Source organism: Phytohabitans sp. LZ39 (assembly GCF_059359075.1).
Genome location: NZ_JCADBM010000023.1, coordinates 83,141 through 100,899, shown reverse-complemented (window position 1 = coordinate 100,899; position 17,759 = coordinate 83,141). Strand labels below are relative to the sequence as shown.

Genomic DNA, 17,759 nt, shown 5'->3' with positions numbered 1-17,759 from the left:
TCGAGCCCGCAGCTGACGCGCGTACCGGCGGCGATCCCGACACTGCGCCCGAACTTTCTACCGCGCCCTCTGGAAGGGAGCGATCGTGCTGATCTACAACGAACACGCCAACGACATCGGCGACTGGTGTCTGCACTCCGGACAGCCGGCCCCGCCGGACACTGGCGACCAGGACGGCTGCCCGGCTCTCTGCCACGCCAGCCGCATCATTGAAGGCCTAACCCATGCGGCCCCCGGTGTGGCGCCCACCGCACCGGGATCGCATCTGCCGAGCTTGGGTGAACTCACGTACCTCATCTCACCCAGCTATGCGAAGTCTTGGACAGCGGTTCGTGCCATCGCGGAGCTCATCGCCAACGCGCTCGACGAAGACCCGCGACCGTGCGTCGCGTGGGCCGACGGCGTGCTGACCATCACCGACGACGGTCCCGGCATCCCCGAGGAAGGACTCATCCTCGGGGAATCGGACAAGACCGAGCGGCAGATCGGCCAGTTCGGTGAAGGCAAGAAGGTCGCCTGCCTGGTGCTGGCCCGCAGCCCCGGCATCGGTGCGATCCGGATCGACACCGTCGGCTACGGCCTCGTCCCCACTGTCCAGCGTGGACGCCTGCTGGACGGTCAACTCCCATCCCGAACGCAGCAAGGTGCGCAAAAGCTCGTCTACCGGGTGTACGGCAACACCCGCACCCGGGGCACCACCGTCACCATCGAATGCCCGCACGACCTCGCCGTCGAGGCCATCGGCCGGTTCCGGGCCTTGACCGAGCCGGACTACACCCCACCCGCGCAGCCCGGGGCCTGCGTGCTGACCGGCGACCCCGGCCGGGTCTGGATCGGTGGCGTGCTTGTCAACACCGTCCCCGATCTGATCGCCTCCTACGACCTGCCCCTGACGGACAAGGACATGCAGAACCGGGACCGGACCGTCATCGAGGCGGACAGCCTGCGTGACGCGGTACGCGGCATCCTCGCCGCCTGCCAAGACCTCACGGTGATCGGCCGGTTCGCCCGGCACGTGCTAGACGGCAACGGCCTGCGCGAACCCGAAGAGTTCTTCGACCACGTCACCCGCCCCCGGGTACGCGCCGCGTGGCGGACCTGGGCCCGCACCCATATGCCGGACAGGGCCTTCTACGCCGGCACCGGCCACGAAGAGGCCGCGCTCGACTTGCGCGACAAAGGCTTTACCGAGGTAACCGCCCGCGGGTTGCCGGCCCACCGGCAGCGAGTTTTCATGGACCTGCTCGGTGTCGAAATCGCCCGAACGAGCCGACAACGCCACTACGAAAAGACCCGGGACAAGACCACCTGGGTCGCCGACCGTGACCTCACGCCCGCCCAACGCACCCTCCTACAGCAGTCGCGGCAGCTGGTCCGGGCAGCGATCGGCGCGTTCGCGCTGGACCGGGTCCGGGTGTACTCGGCCAGCGAGCAATCCCCGTGTTCGTTGGGGTTCTACAGCCTGCGCACCGGTGACGTGGCCGTCCACCTTGACGCGCTCGCCGACCGCTACCAGACGCTGACCACGTTGATCCACGAAGCCGCACACCGGGTCGGGCACCGCGGCGGCGGCCGGTGGACACCGATCCTTGATTACGGGGACCGGTCCCGCGGGTTCGAGAACCTGCTCAGCGAGTTCGCCGGGCTCCTGCTCAGCTACCTCGCTGACGCCGGAGCGTTGGCGGACCCGGTCGAAGCACCAGCAGAAGTCGCGCGCGGCGATCGGGGGCCTGCCGTAGAGGATTCCGCGGCCCCGGTCAGCCGTCGGGAACTGGCCCAGCTACTGCGCGACCAGCTCCCGCAGGCGTTGGTCGCCAAAGGTTTTACCAGCGAAAGGGATCTCGTCGACTCCACCGCCGTCCATCCCGAAGTCTGGCGCACCCTAACCAAACCACGCGCGGCCGGCTACCGACGCAGGTGGGGCGCCGGCGGCCGGGCGTGGGACTACGACAAGGTCGCCCTGCTCGCTGAGGCCGCGGGTGTCGCGGCGCCAGTCGTTTGGCTGGGCTACAACCTCTGTGAAGGACCGATCTATGGCCGCCAACGCCAACACTGGAACCGGCCCGGCCCCTGGACCAAGAAGATGCGCGAGGCGACCATGCGCGCCTGTGCCGATCTACAGACACTCGGCGGCGCCTACGCCGAACAGATCCCGGCCCTGCATGCCCTTGTCAACGGGCAGGCCGTCGCTGTCCTGGGCGACGACAGCTGGCAGGCACCCATCCGCGTCCTGATCGCGCTGGAACGCGCTCGGCTGCGCCTCGACGCCGGCAGCGGCTGACCATCTCGGTTCCTCGAGTGTCCGGTGCGGTCTGAGCGTTGACGCTCCCGGCACCTGCCGCCCAGTCCAGGCCCGCGCCCATCGACGGTGTTCGTCCCCGCACGGGGTGCGTCAGGTCCACTGTCGACGGGCGCGGGTCTGCGGCGCCGGGCGTTGCAGGGCGCGCCCCGCCCTGAACGCTCGACCACCCCTTTTTTGTCCAACGCTGACCCTTATACGGCTTATGTACACGAAGTCGCGGGTGACGACTTGCTTGCCATGTGCTTCCTCCCGCGCTTGGTCAACTCGGACAGCACGTTTTCAGCGGTGGAGGTCGTCGCCGCGGGGCGGCTCCTCGGGGGCCGGCCGTGGTTCGCGGACCGCCACGTCGCGGCAAAGTTGTGCGGCGAGCGCGGCGGTTTCCTCGGCCGGTTCCTGACCCGTGTCGAGCAGGGCACGGGACAGCCGGCTGAACCGGGCTCGGATGGCGTTGATGTCTGCGGTGGCGGCGTGGGCGCGCATTGCCGCGACGGCCAGTTCCTCGTTGATCGGGTCCAGGTCCGCAGCGGTCTGCAGGTAGCGGGCTGCCCGTTCCGGTTGCTGCGGGCCGACCAGGTCCGCGAGTTGGGCGTGGGCGGTGACGCCGTGACGGCGGCTGATCTCCACGTCGACGTTGGCCCATTCATAGGTTCCGTCCGCGTCGTACAGCAGGCCGCCGAACCCGCCGACGGCTCGTTCGAGCGCGGCCCGTCGAGCCGGCGTGTCGGCGGCGGTGCGTGCCTCGGCGACGGCGTCGCATACCCGCCACCAGTCGATGTCGACCAGATCCGGGGCCAGGATGTAGCGGCCTCCTGGGTTGATCACGAACTCCGGCCCGGCGGGTTTGCGCCCACCGCGTGCGGGCTTGCGCTGTCCGGTCCCGGCGGGATTCGGCTCCTCCTGCTGCGGGGTGATGCCGGCGCCGGCGCGCAGGCTGGCGCGGAGGTTGGCGACGTCGGTGGCGAGGCGTTCTTTGGCGCGGCTCATGGGTGCGTCCGGCCACAGCGCCTCCTTGATGTCGTCGATGGCGGCTCCGCCGCGGTGCGTGGCGAGGTAGAGCAGCAGTTCGGCGGCTTTGCGGCGCAGCCCGGTTACTTCTGTGCCGTCCGGTTTGATGATGGCGACCCGTCCGAGGACCTGGACCGAAACCCGGATCTTGGCCCCGCCCGGGAGGTCTGGGCCGTCGCGGTCGGCGGCGTGGGGCGCGGGCGATCTGGCCTCCGTCACCGTGGCTGTCTTCCGGGAAGGCCCGCTGGTGCTCGTGCTGGTGGCGGCGACCTGTTTCTCGGGTTTGCTGCCCGGTTCATCGGCGGCGAGGGCTTGGTCGTGCGGCGCCGGTGTCGATGCGGTTGATGTCGATGCGGTTGGTGCCGCCGGGTGAGGCGTGCGGGAGGTGTCGGTGTGGGGGGTGGACGGCTTCTGCGTGGCGGTGGCCGGCTCGCCGGTGTGCGCTTCGCGCAGCAGCGCGAGGCTCTCCATCATGGTTGTCTGGTCCAGGGTGGACAGCCGCTGGCCGTCGCCGCCGGTGGTGCTTCCGTCCGGGTCGACTTGCACGGTGGTTCCGGCGGGCCAGTCGCCGAGCAGGACCGCGCCGATGCCCACGGTGTCGGACATTTCCAGGATGGTCGACAGGCGGGTCCGTGTGGCCGGTTCCGGTATGTCGGCGATCAGCAGCACGGGGGGCAATGGTTCGTGGCCGGGGAACCGGGTGCGTAGCTCCGTCACCGTGTGTACGTCGTGCTGGTCCAGAATCCAGGCGCGGTCCAGGTTTTCCCGGTGTAAGTGGGTCACCGCCTCGCTCAGGCCGGGGGTGATGATCAAGCGCGGGATCGATCCGGCCAGGTCGACAACGGCGGGATCGCCGGCCAGGTCGGCCAGGACGCTGGCCGGCACGACAACGGTTGCCTCGGCGTCCGGGTCGTACGCGTGCCCGGCCGACAGGGTAGCCACGAGCATGGCGCGGGCCGCGCCGGCGGCACCGGGTCCGGCAAGGCCCAGTCCGCCTGCTGGTAGTGGCCCCCAGCCGGCTAGCTGCGATCCGTGCGGACCGGGTTCCGGCAGTGCGGGCTTGGGATCCATCTGGACGTATTCCCGCACGGTTGGGCCGGGGTCCGGGGCTTGCAGCAGGTGCGGGGACTGGCGGCGGACCTCGCGGCGTAGCCGGGTGACAGTGGCCGGCAACGGTTGCAGGCTGGGATCGGCTGCTGGGTCCGGTGTGGTGCGGGGGTCGTAGCGATGCCGGCGGCGCAGCCAAACCCCGGCCGCCGCGGCGACGAGCGCGGCGGCGAGCCCGGTGGTGAGCCAGCCATTGGGTATCGCGACGCCGTTGTCGTTGTCGGATCGGTGCTGCGGGCAGTCGCCCGCGGTCTGGGGCGCCGCTGGGCCTGCGGTGTTCGGGCTGGATGGTGTTGTCCGAGCAGGTGATGGGTGAGGTTCGACGACGCCGTCGGGGTCCGGCGGCGCTGGGTTTTGCTTCGGTGCGGGCCTAGCCGGTGGGGCGGGACGCACCGGGGTGGCATCGGCGGGCGGTCGGGCATCGGTGGGCAGGCGCAGGTCCCAGCCGGGATAGATCAGGTCGCAGTCGCGCAGGGTGCCGCCCACGGTCGGGAAATGGCGGTGGTGGTTCAGGCGGCAGATCTGCGGCCACCGTCCCGGCGTGCCGAGCCAGTCGCGGGAGATCTTGGACAGGGTGTCCCCCGGCTTGACCACGTACCGATAGCTTGTCGATCCGACGTGGACAGTCGCCGGTGCCGGCTGCACCGACGGTGGTGTGGCGGCGACGGTTCGGGTGTGGTTGCCTTCGTCGGCGGTGACGGCGGGCCCGCCGGTGTCCGCGACCGTGGCGGCGCCAGCGGTGGAGCTGACCGCGGCGGTCCCGACGAGGGTTGCGGTGAGCATTTGCGCGGGTTGCGGGATGTGCAGCCGCGGTAGCCGGCGTCGCCGGGCCAGCCACCGGCACACCTCGACAATCGCTATGCCCAGCAGGATCAGCCAGGTCAGCCAGGCCAGGATCACCATCGTGGCGGTGATCGATCCGTAGGTCAGCGGCTCGGCAACCCAGGCCGCGAGATCGGCCCGGCTCGGTGCGGCAGGCAGCGGCCAGCCGGTTAGCCGCACCAGCCCGACCGGGAGGCCGATCAGCAGCAGCGCGCTCCAGAAGTCGATCGGTGCCCGCGGTCGCATCCCGCCCCCTTTGTCGCTTCGGGTATCCCCGGTTGGATGTCTTCGACGGTGGGGCGTATCGGCTGTGGCGGCAAGGCTTTCGGGCGTGTGGCGACCTGACACAAACCTCACACGCATCTCACACGACCTCACACGGCCTGGTCAGAGGCCTTTTCGAGGTTGGCGGCGGCGAGGTGCCGGGCGTGGTCGTCGCTCAGTAGGCGGGCGGCGTGGTGGTCGCCGGAGGCGATCAACGCGTGGACGGCGTGGTGGTGCAGGTATTCGTTGACCGGGTCGATGCGGGCGGCATCGCGCCACAGCCGGGCGGCCTGGTCGGGGAGGTCGGCGGCGAGCCGCGCATGGGCGTTGATCACTTCGCGGCGGACGTGTTCACGTAGCGGGGCCAGCCACGGCCAGGTGCGTCCGGCGGCGAGCTCACCGCGGTACAGGTCGATCACGTCCCGCAGGGCCGCCTCCCGAACTTTGCGGTCGGTTGCGGTGGTGGCCTGCCGGCCGGCGGTCAGCAGCCGGTCGACGTCGGTGTCGACCAGGTGGTGGTCGATCTGGTAGCGGTCGCCGGTGTGGGTGATGACCTCACGGCCGCCGGTCGCGGTGCGTAGGACGCTACGCAGTTCGCTGACCGTGGTGTAGAAGCGGCCGGCGGCGGTGTGCGGGCGCAGCTGCGGCCACAGCGCCTCGCACAACTCGGCGGTGGTGGCACCGGCCGGGTGCAGGGCGAGGAACACCAGGATCTGGGTGGCCGCGGTCCGGCGAACAGCCACCGGGCCCTGGCCGGCGGTGACGGTGACCTGGCCCAGCAGGCTCAGACGCAGCCGCACGTTTTCGGCGGGGCCGGTGACGGTCGGGCTGACCGGTGGCGCCGGCCCGGCCGGGTGCTGAGCGGTCGGATGCTCGGCGGTGCGCAGCGCGGTGAGGGTGAGCAGGTCGAGGGCGGCGGCAGCGGTCAACGTGGTCAGCCGGCCGGGCGCGCCGTCCACCCGGCCGTCGTCCTCGACCTGCCAGGTGGTGCGGTGCGGCCATGCTCCGACGATCACCCCGGACAGGCCCTGCCCGGCGCCGAGGGTGAGCAGCGCCGCCAGCCGGCGCACCAGCCCATCGTCGGGCGCGGCGGTGATGATGGTGACCGGCCGGCCCGGATGATCGACCACCATGGCGTCCAGGACAGCGCAGGCATCGGCCAGACTGTTCGCCACCCGCAAACCGGGCAGCTGCGGCCAGGACGTCGGGCGGTCAAGCAGAGTGTCCAGGTCGTCCCCTGTGGTGACCACGCGGGGACGGTCACCGGAATGGGACAGCAGCAGCGCGACCAGCACGCCGCGGGCGGCCGCGGCGGCGCCGGGTCCGGTCAATCCGACCCCGCCGGCGGGTAGGTCGTGGACCAGGCCGCCGGCAGATAGGTGTCGGTGGCCGGCGGGGTATCGGCGAGTGCGGCCTGCACGGCGTGGGCCGTCCGCGGCAGCGGATTGAGGTCTTCGCCGGCCCGATGCGCGGGCAGGGTCGGGTCGTAGTGGCGGCGGCGGCGCCACCACACCGCTGCCGCGGCCGCCTGGACCGACTGCGCCAGCGGGGCAGGTAGCCAGCCGCCATCAGCCAGCTCCACCCCACCGGACACGCCCGCCTGCCGTTCACCGTCAACGACCGGCGCCCACACGCGACCGGCATTGTCTACATTGGATGCGGCGGTGGCTGGTGGGGTCGCTGGCGCGCTGGTCGGGGTAGCGGTTACCGCGACTGCGCCCAGCATCCCACCCGCCAACCCTTGCAGCGGTGTGGGCAGCGGCAGCCGTGGCAGGCGACGCAGCCACGTGACCGACCGGCGGACGGCCTGCCCGATCGTGGCGATCGCCGCATACAGCACACCGGCCCAGATCAGCCACGCCGCCACCGCGATCGCGGCGTAGATGTTCTGTTCGGTCAACGGCTGCTGGATCAGCCCGGGCAGGTCACCACGACGTGGTAACGGGTTGCCGACCGTGCGGACCAGCACCACCGGGACGCCGACGAGCATCACCACGGCCCAAAAGCCACTCCACAACCGTTTGACCATCAATAACCCACTCGGATGTGACCGACGGCGCGGTGTGGGTAGGTCATGTGCCCGGTAGCCATTGTCGCGGCGGACCGGTCCACAGCTGCCACAACCGTTGCAGCCACCACAAGGTGACCGCGGCGATGTAGATGACCGCGAGCACGCCGGTCGTGCGCCAGTCGGTGATCGCCGCCGCCGCGACCCCGACCGGGCCGGCCAGAACCAGCCGCAACAGCAGCGGCCGCACCAGCGCCAGCGCGGCACCCACCCCGATCAACAACCCACCGAACCGCCCCAGCAGGCCGTCCCACCCCCCAGCGGCGGAGTTGCCGTAGGCGTAGTCGACCAGCACCATCCCCACCGCGGCCGGCACCACCGAACTGACCGGAAACCCCAACCAGTCATGCCACCCCACCGCCGGACGCCTGCCCCACCGGGCGGCCAGCGCCGCGACCGCCACCACCACCGCCAACAGCGGCAGCACCGGCACCAACGCCCACCGCAGATACGCGCCGCTCGGCGCCCTGAAGTACAACGACACACCGACCGCGTACACGCCGGCCACCGACACACCCAACCCGGCCGCCACCAACAGCCCAGCGGCCATCTGCCCACCATCCGAACCCGCCGCACCGGCCGGGCCGACCGCGTACGGCAGCACCGACGCGATCAACGCCGCACCACACAAACACGCCACCACCGCCAACGTGGCCGCCAACGCCAACGCACCCCAGTTCACCGGCAGCGCGTACACGTCACCGTTCCAGGAACGCTGATAGAACTGGTACCAGTTGTACGGGCCCTCGGCCCGATCCTTGACCATCAACAACCGGGCCAGCACCAACAGCGACGCGAACCCGGGCACCGCCAACGACAACGCCCGCCGCAGCGGCGGCAACGGCGGCCCCGCCGCCACCGGCACCCCGGCGCCGCCCTGCGGACCGGTCGCCTGCGCCGCCCCGCGCACCGCCGCCACCCCCGGATCGGCGACCACCACCGGCGCCCGACCCACCGCCTCGCCCATTACCTGGCCGGCCAGCGGCATGCTCGCCCCGCCACCGGCCAGGAACACACCGGCCAGCCGGTCCGGTGTCAGGTCCGCTGCCTCCACAGCCTTCACCACCTGCTGGGCGGCCTGCTCCAACACCGGCCGCGCGACCTGCTGCACCTGCCCGGCCGTCCACACCGTCGGCGGCGAACCCACCGTCACCGTCGCATACCCCGACGCCGCCTCCTTGGCCGCCCGCACCGCCGCCACCACCTGCCACCGCCCATCCACCGCCGCCGCGGTTTCCGGCTGGTGGCCGTTGAGCTGCGCCGCCAACAGTTCATCAATCCGGGACCCACCAGCCGATTCGTCGTCCGCAAAGGACAAAACCTCGAACCCGGCCGGACCACGACGCAGCACGTTGACCTTGACACCGCCACCCAGGTCACAAACCGCCAGGTACGAACCCACCGGCAGCTGGACACCCGAAATAGTCAGGTGTTGGGCCACCGCGACCGGTGCCGGCACCAACGTCACCTCAGCCAGCCCGGCCCGCCGCGCCGCCTGCCGCAACCACGTCAAACGGGTCGGCCCCCACACCGCCGGCACCACCAGCCGCACATCAGCCACCGGCCCACCCGCGACCCGGGCCGCTTCCTGCCCCACCACCCGCAGCGTCGCCGCCACCAAGTCCACCGCCGGCAACTGCGTCCCGGCCACAACCAGCTGGTCCTGCCCCGCCCGGCGCACCGGCGACGGCTCAAACCCCGCCGGCGACGACACCGCCGCCAGCCACGCCTGCTGCCCCGCCGTCACCTGCCCGTCCGCTGCGACGTGAACAGCGCTGGACAGCCACGGCCAGCCATCCCACTGCAACGGCAGCCAACCACCATCCCACGCCAACACCGCCGCCGTGGTCACCGAGCCACAATCAACCGCCAGCCGCAAATCCCGGAAAGGCATAGACAACAGTCATACCACCAGCCACAACTGACCGTCACCCCACAACCCGAATCAGTAACCACGAGGCAGCACAATCCCTGTACCGCCGCCGGACGATGAGCACACGAACCACTGCCACCTCGGCCCGCGCCCACTCGCCGACCGGACAGTTGGCCAGGACGTCACACCGCCACAGCCGCAGGGCCCGGCGAGCAGCTCCGCGGCCTTTTCGACGACGTGGTAGCCAGGGCCGCCCGCATGCGCCGGCTCAAGGCGTCGAACCGATGGATGTCGTCTGCCGCGAGCGCGTACCCAGGTGGTGCGGTCCGGATCAGCCCGCGCAGGTCCGCGGTGGCGAGGGTCCGCGCAGGTATGCCACGTGGGCCCGCCGCGTGGCGTCGACCGTCTGGATCTGCTCGCGGGCGTAGGCGGCGAACTCACCGGCCATTAGAGGGCGTCTGGGCACCGCTCACCCCGGCAGCGCAGCGAAGTGAAGCCTAGTCGGGCTGTGGGTTTCCCCAGGTCTGTCACGGCGGAGCCGGTGACGACCAGGCGTACCGGCTCGGTGGCGGCGTACTGGCGGATTGCCAGCGATAGCTTCGGCTCATGACCCGCAATCATCGGGGTGGCGCAGAGTTGGTCGACGAACCGGCGCGTGAGCCGGACCCGGCCTTCCAGCACCCAAAGGTTCATCGATACGGTGGCGGCCCACCTGGCCGAGCAGGCTCCAGACGAGCTGACCCTCACCGTCGACCCCCAAGCCGGCGACCTGAACCGGGCGCGGGAGCAGTTTCACCGCGCCCAATTGATACCTGTCCCCCGTGGGCTTCCTCCGCGTGGTGACACAACTCGATGGGTTCGAGAATGACGGCGCTAATCGGCACCATCCACCTCGTCCTCAAACACCGCTGGCACCTGGACCAGCCCTGACCGCAACCGCCAGCAGGGCACCTTCGGTCCACGCCGCGTGAGTCACGGCAGCGAGTCCAGTGGCGCGAGAACCGTGTCTCCTTAGGACATGTCAGCCGCGGACCTGCGTGGGAACGCCGTCGTCACCCAGAGACGGCCCTCGCCCATGGTGCCAGGAGTCGTTCGGTGGCAACGATGGCGTAGAAGAGTGTGACGTTGAGGCCGGCGAGGATGGTGATCGCGGCGAAGGCTAGTGGTGTGTCGGCTTGGGCGGAGCTGGTCACGATGAGGGCGCCGAGGCCGCGGTTGGGGCTGGTGACTTCGGCGACGACGGCGCCGATGACGGCGAGTTGGATGCTGAGTTTGAGGCCGGTGAAGATCTGCGGTAGCGCGTGTGGGAGGCGGATTTTGCGGAAGGTTCGCCAGCGGTTGGCGTCCAGCGATCGGGCTAGTTCGGCGAGTTCGGCGGGGGTTGAGGTGAGCCCGGCGAGCGTGCCGAGCAGGATGGGGAAGGTGCAGATCAGCCAGACGAGGGCGATCTTGGGTTCGGGTCCGAATCCGAGCCAGAGGACGAACAACGGTGCTACGGCTACCTTGGGTACGGCGTTGAGCGCGACGAGCGGCGGCATCAGGGCGCGCTCGAGCGGCCGCCAGGCCGCGAGGACGGCGGCCGCGACCAGACCGCTGGCGACGGCGAAGGCGAACCCGGCCAGGATCTCGATGATGGTCACCCACGCTTCGCTGGCGAGGTAGCCGGGCATGGCGCGTCCCGCGCGGGCGACGTCCAGCGGATCGGGCAGGAAGAACGAGGGAATGTCGAACGCCGCCGTCGCGGCCCACCAGCCGGCGACGCCGGCGGTGCAAGCGGCCACCGGGAGCAGCGCCCCGAGCCAACGGCGGAACGGAAATGCCACCGGGCGAACCTCCTGGTCCGGTCGGAATCTGGAGGGGAGATGCCGGAGGGTGCCCACGCCTGCGGGGCACCCTCGGCGGTCCGTACAGCCCTACCGCTGGGGCACGTATCCGCTGGTGGAGTAGAGCAGGTGGGACTCCACTTTCAACGCGGGGTTGTGGAGCAGTTCCAGGACTGCGTCGATGTCAGCGGTGGTGAAGCCTTTGGCCAGTAGGCCGTCGGCCAGTTGCGGAATGGTGCCGGCGACCATGCGGGCGGCGGGGTCGCCGCCGCGCCAGAAGCTGCCGTGGATGACGGTGTCCACATTGGTCAGGCCGCGGTTCTCCATGGCGGTGGGTACCTGTTTTGCCCAGTGGGGGTCGGTGCCGGCGTCGTCGAAGATGCGGCCGCTGGCGTGGGCGAAGCGTTCGTACAGGTAGCGGGAGTCCGGGTCGGGTGCGGCAACGACCGGGTTGACCCGGACGGGCCGCCATGCCTCCTCGATCAGGACGCCGCCGGGCCGGAGCACGGCGATCAGCCGGTCCAGGATGTCCTCGCGGGTGGGCAGGTGTTGCAGGACCAGGCGGGTGTGGACGCCGTCGAAGGGTCCGGCCGGCAGGGCCGTGTCGCTGGTCAGGTCGTGCTGGATGACGGTGATGCGGTCGTGGTCGAGCGCCGGGGGTTTGAGGTCGGTGGCAGTCACGTGGCCGCTGTCGCCGACCATGTCGGCGAGGCGGCGCGCGAACGAGCCCTTGCCGCAGCCCACTTCGAGCACGTGCGCCCCGGACCAGTCGCGCAGGCCCGCGAGGCGGTGCTGGGAGAAGTTGTCCAGCAGGTGGGCGAGCCCGTGGTGGTGGGCGTCGGCACCGTCGGCGGTGTTGTCCAACGGGTACGGAGTGACGGTGCCGGTCGGCGGTGTCATTGGGGCACCAGGTCGAACGCGACCAGCTGTTCCGGCGTGATGTTCGGCATGGGCAGGTTCTGCAAGATGGCGATCGAGCGGGCAACCTGTGCCGGATCCATAAATCCGTACGGATGGCCGCCGGGTGGTACGGCGAACGGCTTCACCAGTTCCAACTCGCGGGCCGCGGTCGCGGGATTCTGCTTGGCGTCCATGTCGTGCAGAATCTGGCCGGCCTCTTGCGGATGCTCGACCGCGTACCGCAGGCCCTTCATCAGCGCCCCGGTGAACCGGCGGACCCGGTCCGGGTCGCGGTCGACGAGATGGGTGGAGGTGATCAGCACGGTGCCGTACATGTCGGTCAGGTAGTCGGAGTACGGCAGCTTGACCACCTGCCGCGGCGGCCGGTTCTGTTCCTTGGCCAGTTTCGCCTCGGCCGCCTCGACCTGCGGTATGCCCGCGACGAACAGGCCGATCGCGTCGACCTTGTTCGCCACCAGCAGCCCGGCGAGGGTGTCCGGCTTGTTCTCCACGAAGGTCACCGGGCCGACACCGGCCAGCTTCGCGTACAGCGGCCACATCACCCGTGGGGCGGCCCCAGGGCCAACCCCCAACCGTTTGCCGGCCAGGTCCTTGGGTACCCGGATGTTCCGGTCGCTGAGGGTGACCATCGACAGCAGGGTGCGTTGCTGCACGGCGGCCACCGTGCGGACCTTCCGCTGGCCGGGGGCTGCCTTGGCGAACCGGACGAACGCGCCGCTGGCGTCGACGCCGGCGAACTGCGCCTTCCCGGCGCCGACGGCGTTGTCGTTGTAGGGGCCTGCCTGCCCCGGCTCGATCGTGACCTCGAAACCGGCCTCGCGGAAGAACCCCTTCGCCACCGCGGTATGCGCGTGCGACTCCCGTCCGCTGATCCCGAACCCGGTCAGGTAGGTGACCTTGTCCAACGGCTCACCCGCGGCAGTCTCGCCGTCGCCGCCGCAGCCCGCCAACAGCAGCAGGACTACTGCGGCGACCACACCGACGCCGGGCCGCCGCCGGGAGGACCCCGGCGGATGTGGTGCTACCAACATCACATCTCCAGCTCGCATGCTATTCATTCCAAGTGGTCGGCTTCGCCGCCGTGGGCGAAGCGGTTGAATGATCACGACGAGGCCAGCCGGGCCGCCGCCGCGGGTGGCGATGTGCCGGTGCCGGTGGCGGCGGTGGGTGGCCCTTTTCGAACCGGCCACCGCCCGGCCCGCGTCTTGCTCGCTCCCCCGGTTGCCCGCAGGCTCACAGACCGATCCATGTGCCGACATCGACCGGTGGCGCTACCGCTGGTCGACGTGCCGGGTGGAGGTGAGCGCACAGGTTGCCGAACCGACCGGACACCTCCACCCGACAACAACTTAGAATGCTATTGCTGCCAAGTCAATGGATGCTGTTCATGCTTGGCATTCCACCTTGGCGCGTGGTCAGATGGGGGCGCCGAACCAAAGGAGCGCACGCACCGATGCCAGCCGCCGAAGCCGTCTACCAGACGATCATCGATGATATCCGCCGGGACATCGCCTCCGGCACGCTCAAGCCCGGTGACAAACTCCCCTCCATCAACGAGCTGCGCACCAAGTACGAGTGCAGCGCCGAGCCGGTCAAGACCGCCCTGCGGATGCTGTCCGCGGCCGGTGACACCATCGGCCACCAAGGCCGCGGCACCTTCGTCGCGCGACCTACCCAGGCGACGCGCGACCGCGCGCCCAGCGCACCGCCGCCGGCCTGACGACCAGTGGCCGGCCCGCCTCGGCTTGGCGGATGACTTCGCGGATTCGCAGCAGCCGCTGCTCGTACCAGTCGCGGTCCTCGTCCAAGCGCTCCAGCTGGTCATGCGCCCACACCAGGCGGTCGCAGCCGTCCGGGCGGCAGCCACCGCATCGGTCGCCCGCGCCGTGGCGTTGAACCAACCGCCAGGCACGAGCGAGCGTCGCCTCGCCGGCGTCGCCGCCGTGGTCACGTCCCATGGACCAAGGCACCTTCCTCTTGGATCTTCGTCAACCAGGTACGCGGCCGGAGTCCTTGCGGCGTCCACATGGGGCATAGAGGCATGACGAACCGATGATGTTCTAGGCGTGCAGGGCGGCGAGCAGACCGAGTGCGAGGCGGGTTGCGGTGGCCTCGGCGTCCGTGCCGGTGAAGCGCTTGCCCTCACCGATGCCGGTCACGGTCACGGACAGGAACAGGTTGCCGTCCCACAGGTGCAGCCCGTACGACCAGGTGGCCCGGCCGCGGCGGTTTGTCGGGCGGCGTTCACTGGTCGCGAACGCCTGACTGCCCAGGCCCACGACATCGTGGACCTGTCCGCCGCCCTTGTCGCGGATCATGAAATCCCGGCGGGTGCGCCAGGTCCATCCCGCCTGGGTCGATTCGTCCGGGAACGAGGTGGCGTCGACGACGATAGCGATCAACTCCCGGCTGGTATCGACGTCGCCGTCCGGGTCGAGGCGCGGTGCGTCGGCCAGCCGCAACACCATCCGGCATGAGCTGCTCGCGGAGAAGGTCAGCGGCACGGCTTCACGAACGACGAACCTGCGTTGGACCAGCGGTGCCACGTCTACGAGGGCGCACGGGTCGACGAACCCAGCGTCGTATCGTCGGCCGTGGGGAGATGGCAGCGACGATGTCGTGGTCGGCATGAGCGCGGTCACACCTGTCGGGGCCGGATGCGGGTCTGCGAGCCGGGTCCACGCCAGCCCGGCGGCGGCCACGCTGGCCGCGCCCGCCAGGGCGCCTGCTGCCATCACCGGCCGCGGCCAGCGGCCGCACCACCGCCACCCGCTCACGTTGTAAGCCCGGATGGCTTGACGGCCACGCCGGCGTGGCCGCCGGAGCGGGCCGGGTCCTGGGCGAACGCGGCCGGCTCAGCGTCGGCGTCGGCGTGGTGCCATTGGCTGACGTAGACCAGGCCGGGGTCGACGAGCGGGAAGTCGCCGAAGAACGCCCGGACCTGCTCGCGGGTGCGGGTGACTGGATATCCCGTGCCGCGTTCGCGGTAGATGCCCTGCACCGCCGCGACATCGGCCTGGGTGAAGGACTCGGTGGCGAGGTGACTGACCACCAAGGGACTGCCCGGTGGCATCGCCTCGCGGAGCCGGGCGACCAACTGCTGCGGGCCGGTGTGGTCGGGGAAGAAGTGCAGGACCGCGACGAGCAGCACCGCGAACGGCCGGTCCAGGTCGACGACCGGCCGTAGCCGCGGATCGGTCAACCGGTCCAACAGCAGGTCCACCTCGCGCAGGTCCCCCGGGACGACCACCGCACGCGCGTCGTCCTGCAGCAACTCCCGGCTGTACGTGACGGCGACCGGGTCGTTGTCCACATAGATGACTCCGGCATCCGGCGCCGTCTGTTGCGCGATCTCGTGAACGTTGCCCACCGTCGGTAGCCCGGAGCCGATGTCGACGAACTGGCGGATCCCCCGCCCGACCAGGTACTGCACGGCGCGGCGCAGGAACGCACGGTTGGCCCTGGCCACGAGCGGCGCGTCCGGGTTCTGGGCGATGATCGCCTCCGCGGCGGCCTGGTCGACCGCGAAGCTGTTCCGGCCGCCGAGCAGGTAGTCGTAGATCCGGGCTTGGGAGACCTGCTCCGGGTCCATCCGCTGCCGGGCGACAGCCGTCCAGTACCGGCGGTCCATCTCGTCGTACCGCTCCACTGCGGTCATGGTTGTCGCGTCTCCTGACTGCGCTACGACCGAGCTACGCCTGTCCACAAGGGACACAGGTGCCGATCCACCGACGCCGCTCCCGGCGAATCGTCGCGTCAATTGGCCGGCCACCTCGACTGTCACAGCGGGTCGCGGCCGGCGATGGCCGGCCGGCAGGATCCCGGCCACCGCGACCCAGCCCGGTCCCACCAACCGCGCCTACGCCATCCGCGCTTACGCGGGCGTGCAGCGTCCCGAAGCCGGTACCGGTCTCACCCCTTTGGGTCCCGGCCGGAACATGGGCCATAGCGTCGGGCCGTTATCGGGCAGGAAGGTATCCGCCGTGACGGTGAAGCCGTGGCGTTCCAGGAACATGCGATGGGTCGGGGACAGCGCGACCGCCCAAGTCGGCCAGTGGGCGCCGTGGGTGTCCATGTCGGACAACGTGTGTCGCATCAGCGTCGAGCCGATCCCGGTGCGGTGACGGGAGCGATCCACCGCTACGAGGGCCAGCAGCCAGCTCTCGCCCAGACCGCACTCGACCAGAGTCCGCCGGGCGATGGTGTCGAGCAGTCGGAACCTGTCCGCGTACGGTCCGAACACCTCGTCGAACACGTTGTTCCGGTCCAAGGGCGGATCGAGTTCGTAGGTGACGACATCCAGCCACCACGCGCAGCCGGTGGGAGTTGGGCCGCCGGTGACGTGCAGGATCGTCGCCATGTCGGTGTAGAGCTGGTCCGCCAGTCGGTGAAAGTAGCGCCGGAACAGGTCGGTGCGAACGGCCGGGTCGCTGATGAGCCACGCTCCGACCGGGGTGCCGGCGAGCGCGTCTGCCATCAGGACGGCGACCTGCCCCGAGTCCTTCTTCTCGGCGTGGCGGATGGTCCGGTCTTCGTCGCTTGTCACGTGTTCCCCGCTGATGTGTTGTCGGCCATGTTTGTTGCTCTCCTGTCGATTCGTTGGATGGGCGAGGAGGCGACCGCCCTACCAGCCGGTCCTTACATCCGAGCCGACAGCGAGCCGCACCGGCGCGGGCGGTGCGGCCATGCCAGCGGCGCGCCTGTGTTGTCGAACTCCACGCGTGGAAAGTCGCTCTTGGCTTGTGCCGATCGGCGTGGCAGTGCGCGGTGGCCGAAATGGGCCCACGTGGCATTGGCGGCGTGGGTTGATACGCCAGGTATGGCTACAGCCTTAGCACGGTGGTTTGGCGTGTTTCGACGCCGACATCGCGCGCTGGCCCGGCCGGCTTCGTCACCGCCTCCGGGGCGGGCGCGGCGTCGTGGGCGGGCCGGTTCATCATCGCCACGACGCGTTCGAGCTTGCCGCCCATCTCTGCGGTGACGTCCTTGCCGTTGACGGTTACCAGGAACGGCGGCTCGCCAACTTCGTGGCACGATCCGTCCGGCCACACGTGGAAGTTGACCCGCAGGACCGCCCGGACCTTGGGCATGCGAACTTCGGCCGCCCAGAACACGGAGCCGACCGTTCCCACCACGCATTCGGCGGACTTGCCGAACGCGCGGCTTAGCTTCCGCAGGCCCTTGGCCACCGGCGCCGGCGCCTCGGCCGTGGGCCGCACGTGTATGACTGCATCCAGTGGAGGCGGTGGCAACTGGCGGCGGTTGTATTCCTCGTCCGGGTTGGCGAACACGCGCACGAAGTGCTCCAGGTTCTCCGCTGCTGTTACCGGTTGCCCGTCGATGGACAACGTGGAGCCGCGCCTCACCCACCGACCGCCGCTGCTGGGTCGGAAGTCTATGGTCAGCAGCACGCGGTCATTGGCCAGGCTAAGCTGCCACCGCGGAGCCGGGGTAATGGTCCTGTGGACCTGCGGTGCAACACCTGTCGTGCGATGCAGTAGGTCAACCCACTCCCGCACCGGCGCGGGTATCACCTGGTCGGCCATACCGTCCTCCACTCTCCGAATAGAAACT

Annotated in this window: 14 protein-coding genes; 2 read left to right on the top strand and 12 right to left on the bottom strand. The window is 70.2% G+C overall.

What is annotated here, in order from left to right; genetic code table 11:
- The first annotated feature begins 85 nt into the window (after nt 1-85).
- On the top strand, nt 86-2,281 hold the full coding sequence (locus tag AC5L36_RS34950) for an ATP-binding protein (protein WP_441222906.1): 2,196 nt from the start codon (nt 86-88) through the stop codon (nt 2,279-2,281).
- A gap of 300 nt (nt 2,282-2,581) precedes the next feature.
- On the opposite strand, the gene AC5L36_RS34945 is transcribed toward AC5L36_RS34950, so the two are convergent.
- From AC5L36_RS34945 to AC5L36_RS34915, 7 genes are all read right to left on the bottom strand, one after another.
- Nucleotides 2,582-5,584, bottom strand: a complete 3,003-nt coding sequence (locus AC5L36_RS34945; RefSeq protein WP_441222905.1) for a BTAD domain-containing putative transcriptional regulator — start codon at nt 5,582-5,584, stop codon at nt 2,582-2,584.
- A gap of 26 nt (nt 5,585-5,610) precedes the next feature.
- A complete protein-coding gene (locus AC5L36_RS34940) occupies nt 5,611-6,831 on the bottom strand; it encodes an AfsR/SARP family transcriptional regulator (RefSeq protein WP_441222904.1) in 1,221 nt (406 codons plus the stop codon).
- Nucleotides 6,828-7,496 (bottom strand): hypothetical protein, encoded by a 669-nt coding sequence (locus AC5L36_RS34935; protein WP_441222903.1) that lies wholly within the window; start codon nt 7,494-7,496, stop codon nt 6,828-6,830. Before AC5L36_RS34935 ends, AC5L36_RS34940 begins: the two co-directional genes overlap by 4 nt.
- Nucleotides 7,497-7,572: 76 nt before the next feature.
- Nucleotides 7,573-9,420, bottom strand: coding sequence for an Hsp70 family protein (locus tag AC5L36_RS34930; protein ID WP_441222902.1), 1,848 nt, complete (start codon nt 9,418-9,420; stop codon nt 7,573-7,575).
- A gap of 1,073 nt (nt 9,421-10,493) precedes the next feature.
- A complete protein-coding gene (locus AC5L36_RS34925) occupies nt 10,494-11,264 on the bottom strand; it encodes an ABC transporter permease (RefSeq protein ID WP_441222901.1) in 771 nt (256 codons plus the stop codon).
- A 90-nt stretch (nt 11,265-11,354) separates the two neighbouring features.
- Nucleotides 11,355-12,164 (bottom strand): methyltransferase domain-containing protein, encoded by an 810-nt coding sequence (locus tag AC5L36_RS34920; RefSeq protein WP_441222900.1) that lies wholly within the window; start codon nt 12,162-12,164, stop codon nt 11,355-11,357.
- Nucleotides 12,161-13,216 carry an ABC transporter substrate-binding protein gene (locus AC5L36_RS34915; RefSeq protein ID WP_441222899.1) on the bottom strand — a complete coding sequence of 352 codons (1,056 nt, stop codon included), beginning with the start codon at nt 13,214-13,216 and terminating at the stop codon, nt 12,161-12,163. Before AC5L36_RS34915 ends, AC5L36_RS34920 begins: the two co-directional genes overlap by 4 nt.
- A 422-nt stretch (nt 13,217-13,638) precedes the next feature.
- On the opposite strand from AC5L36_RS34915, the gene AC5L36_RS34910 reads away from it, so the two are divergent.
- Nucleotides 13,639-13,905 (top strand): winged helix-turn-helix domain-containing protein, encoded by a 267-nt coding sequence (locus AC5L36_RS34910; RefSeq protein WP_441222898.1) that lies wholly within the window; start codon nt 13,639-13,641, stop codon nt 13,903-13,905.
- On the opposite strand, the gene AC5L36_RS34905 is transcribed toward AC5L36_RS34910, so the two are convergent.
- From AC5L36_RS34905 to AC5L36_RS34885, 5 genes are all read right to left on the bottom strand, one after another.
- On the bottom strand, nt 13,856-14,143 hold the full coding sequence (locus AC5L36_RS34905; protein ID WP_441222897.1) for a hypothetical protein: 288 nt from the start codon (nt 14,141-14,143) through the stop codon (nt 13,856-13,858). The genes AC5L36_RS34910 and AC5L36_RS34905 overlap by 50 nt on opposite strands.
- A 102-nt stretch (nt 14,144-14,245) precedes the next feature.
- The gene (locus AC5L36_RS34900; RefSeq protein ID WP_441222896.1) at nt 14,246-14,731 is read right to left on the bottom strand and encodes a hypothetical protein; all 486 of its coding nucleotides are present in this window, start codon (nt 14,729-14,731) and stop codon (nt 14,246-14,248) included.
- Between the two features lie 227 nt (nt 14,732-14,958).
- Nucleotides 14,959-15,816, bottom strand: coding sequence for an SAM-dependent methyltransferase (locus AC5L36_RS34895; RefSeq protein ID WP_441222991.1), 858 nt, complete (start codon nt 15,814-15,816; stop codon nt 14,959-14,961).
- A 243-nt stretch (nt 15,817-16,059) separates the two neighbouring features.
- Nucleotides 16,060-16,731, bottom strand: a complete 672-nt coding sequence (locus AC5L36_RS34890) for a GNAT family N-acetyltransferase (protein WP_441222895.1) — start codon at nt 16,729-16,731, stop codon at nt 16,060-16,062.
- Between the two features lie 277 nt (nt 16,732-17,008).
- Nucleotides 17,009-17,731: a hypothetical protein gene (locus AC5L36_RS34885; protein ID WP_441222894.1), complete on the bottom strand. Its 723-nt coding sequence runs from the start codon at nt 17,729-17,731 to the stop codon at nt 17,009-17,011.
- Nucleotides 17,732-17,759 lie beyond the last annotated feature (28 nt).

Coding starts and splice junctions, on each gene's coding strand:
- AC5L36_RS34920 (WP_441222900.1), bottom strand. CDS start 12,164: ATGACACCGCCGACCGGCACCGTCACTCCGTACCCGTTGGACAACACC.
- AC5L36_RS34915 (WP_441222899.1), bottom strand. CDS start 13,216: ATGTTGGTAGCACCACATCCGCCGGGGTCCTCCCGGCGGCGGCCCGGC.
- AC5L36_RS34910 (WP_441222898.1), top strand. CDS start 13,639: ATGCCAGCCGCCGAAGCCGTCTACCAGACGATCATCGATGATATCCGC.
- AC5L36_RS34905 (WP_441222897.1), bottom strand. CDS start 14,143: ATGGGACGTGACCACGGCGGCGACGCCGGCGAGGCGACGCTCGCTCGT.
- AC5L36_RS34895 (WP_441222991.1), bottom strand. CDS start 15,816: ATGGACCGCCGGTACTGGACGGCTGTCGCCCGGCAGCGGATGGACCCG.
- AC5L36_RS34885 (WP_441222894.1), bottom strand. CDS start 17,731: ATGGCCGACCAGGTGATACCCGCGCCGGTGCGGGAGTGGGTTGACCTA.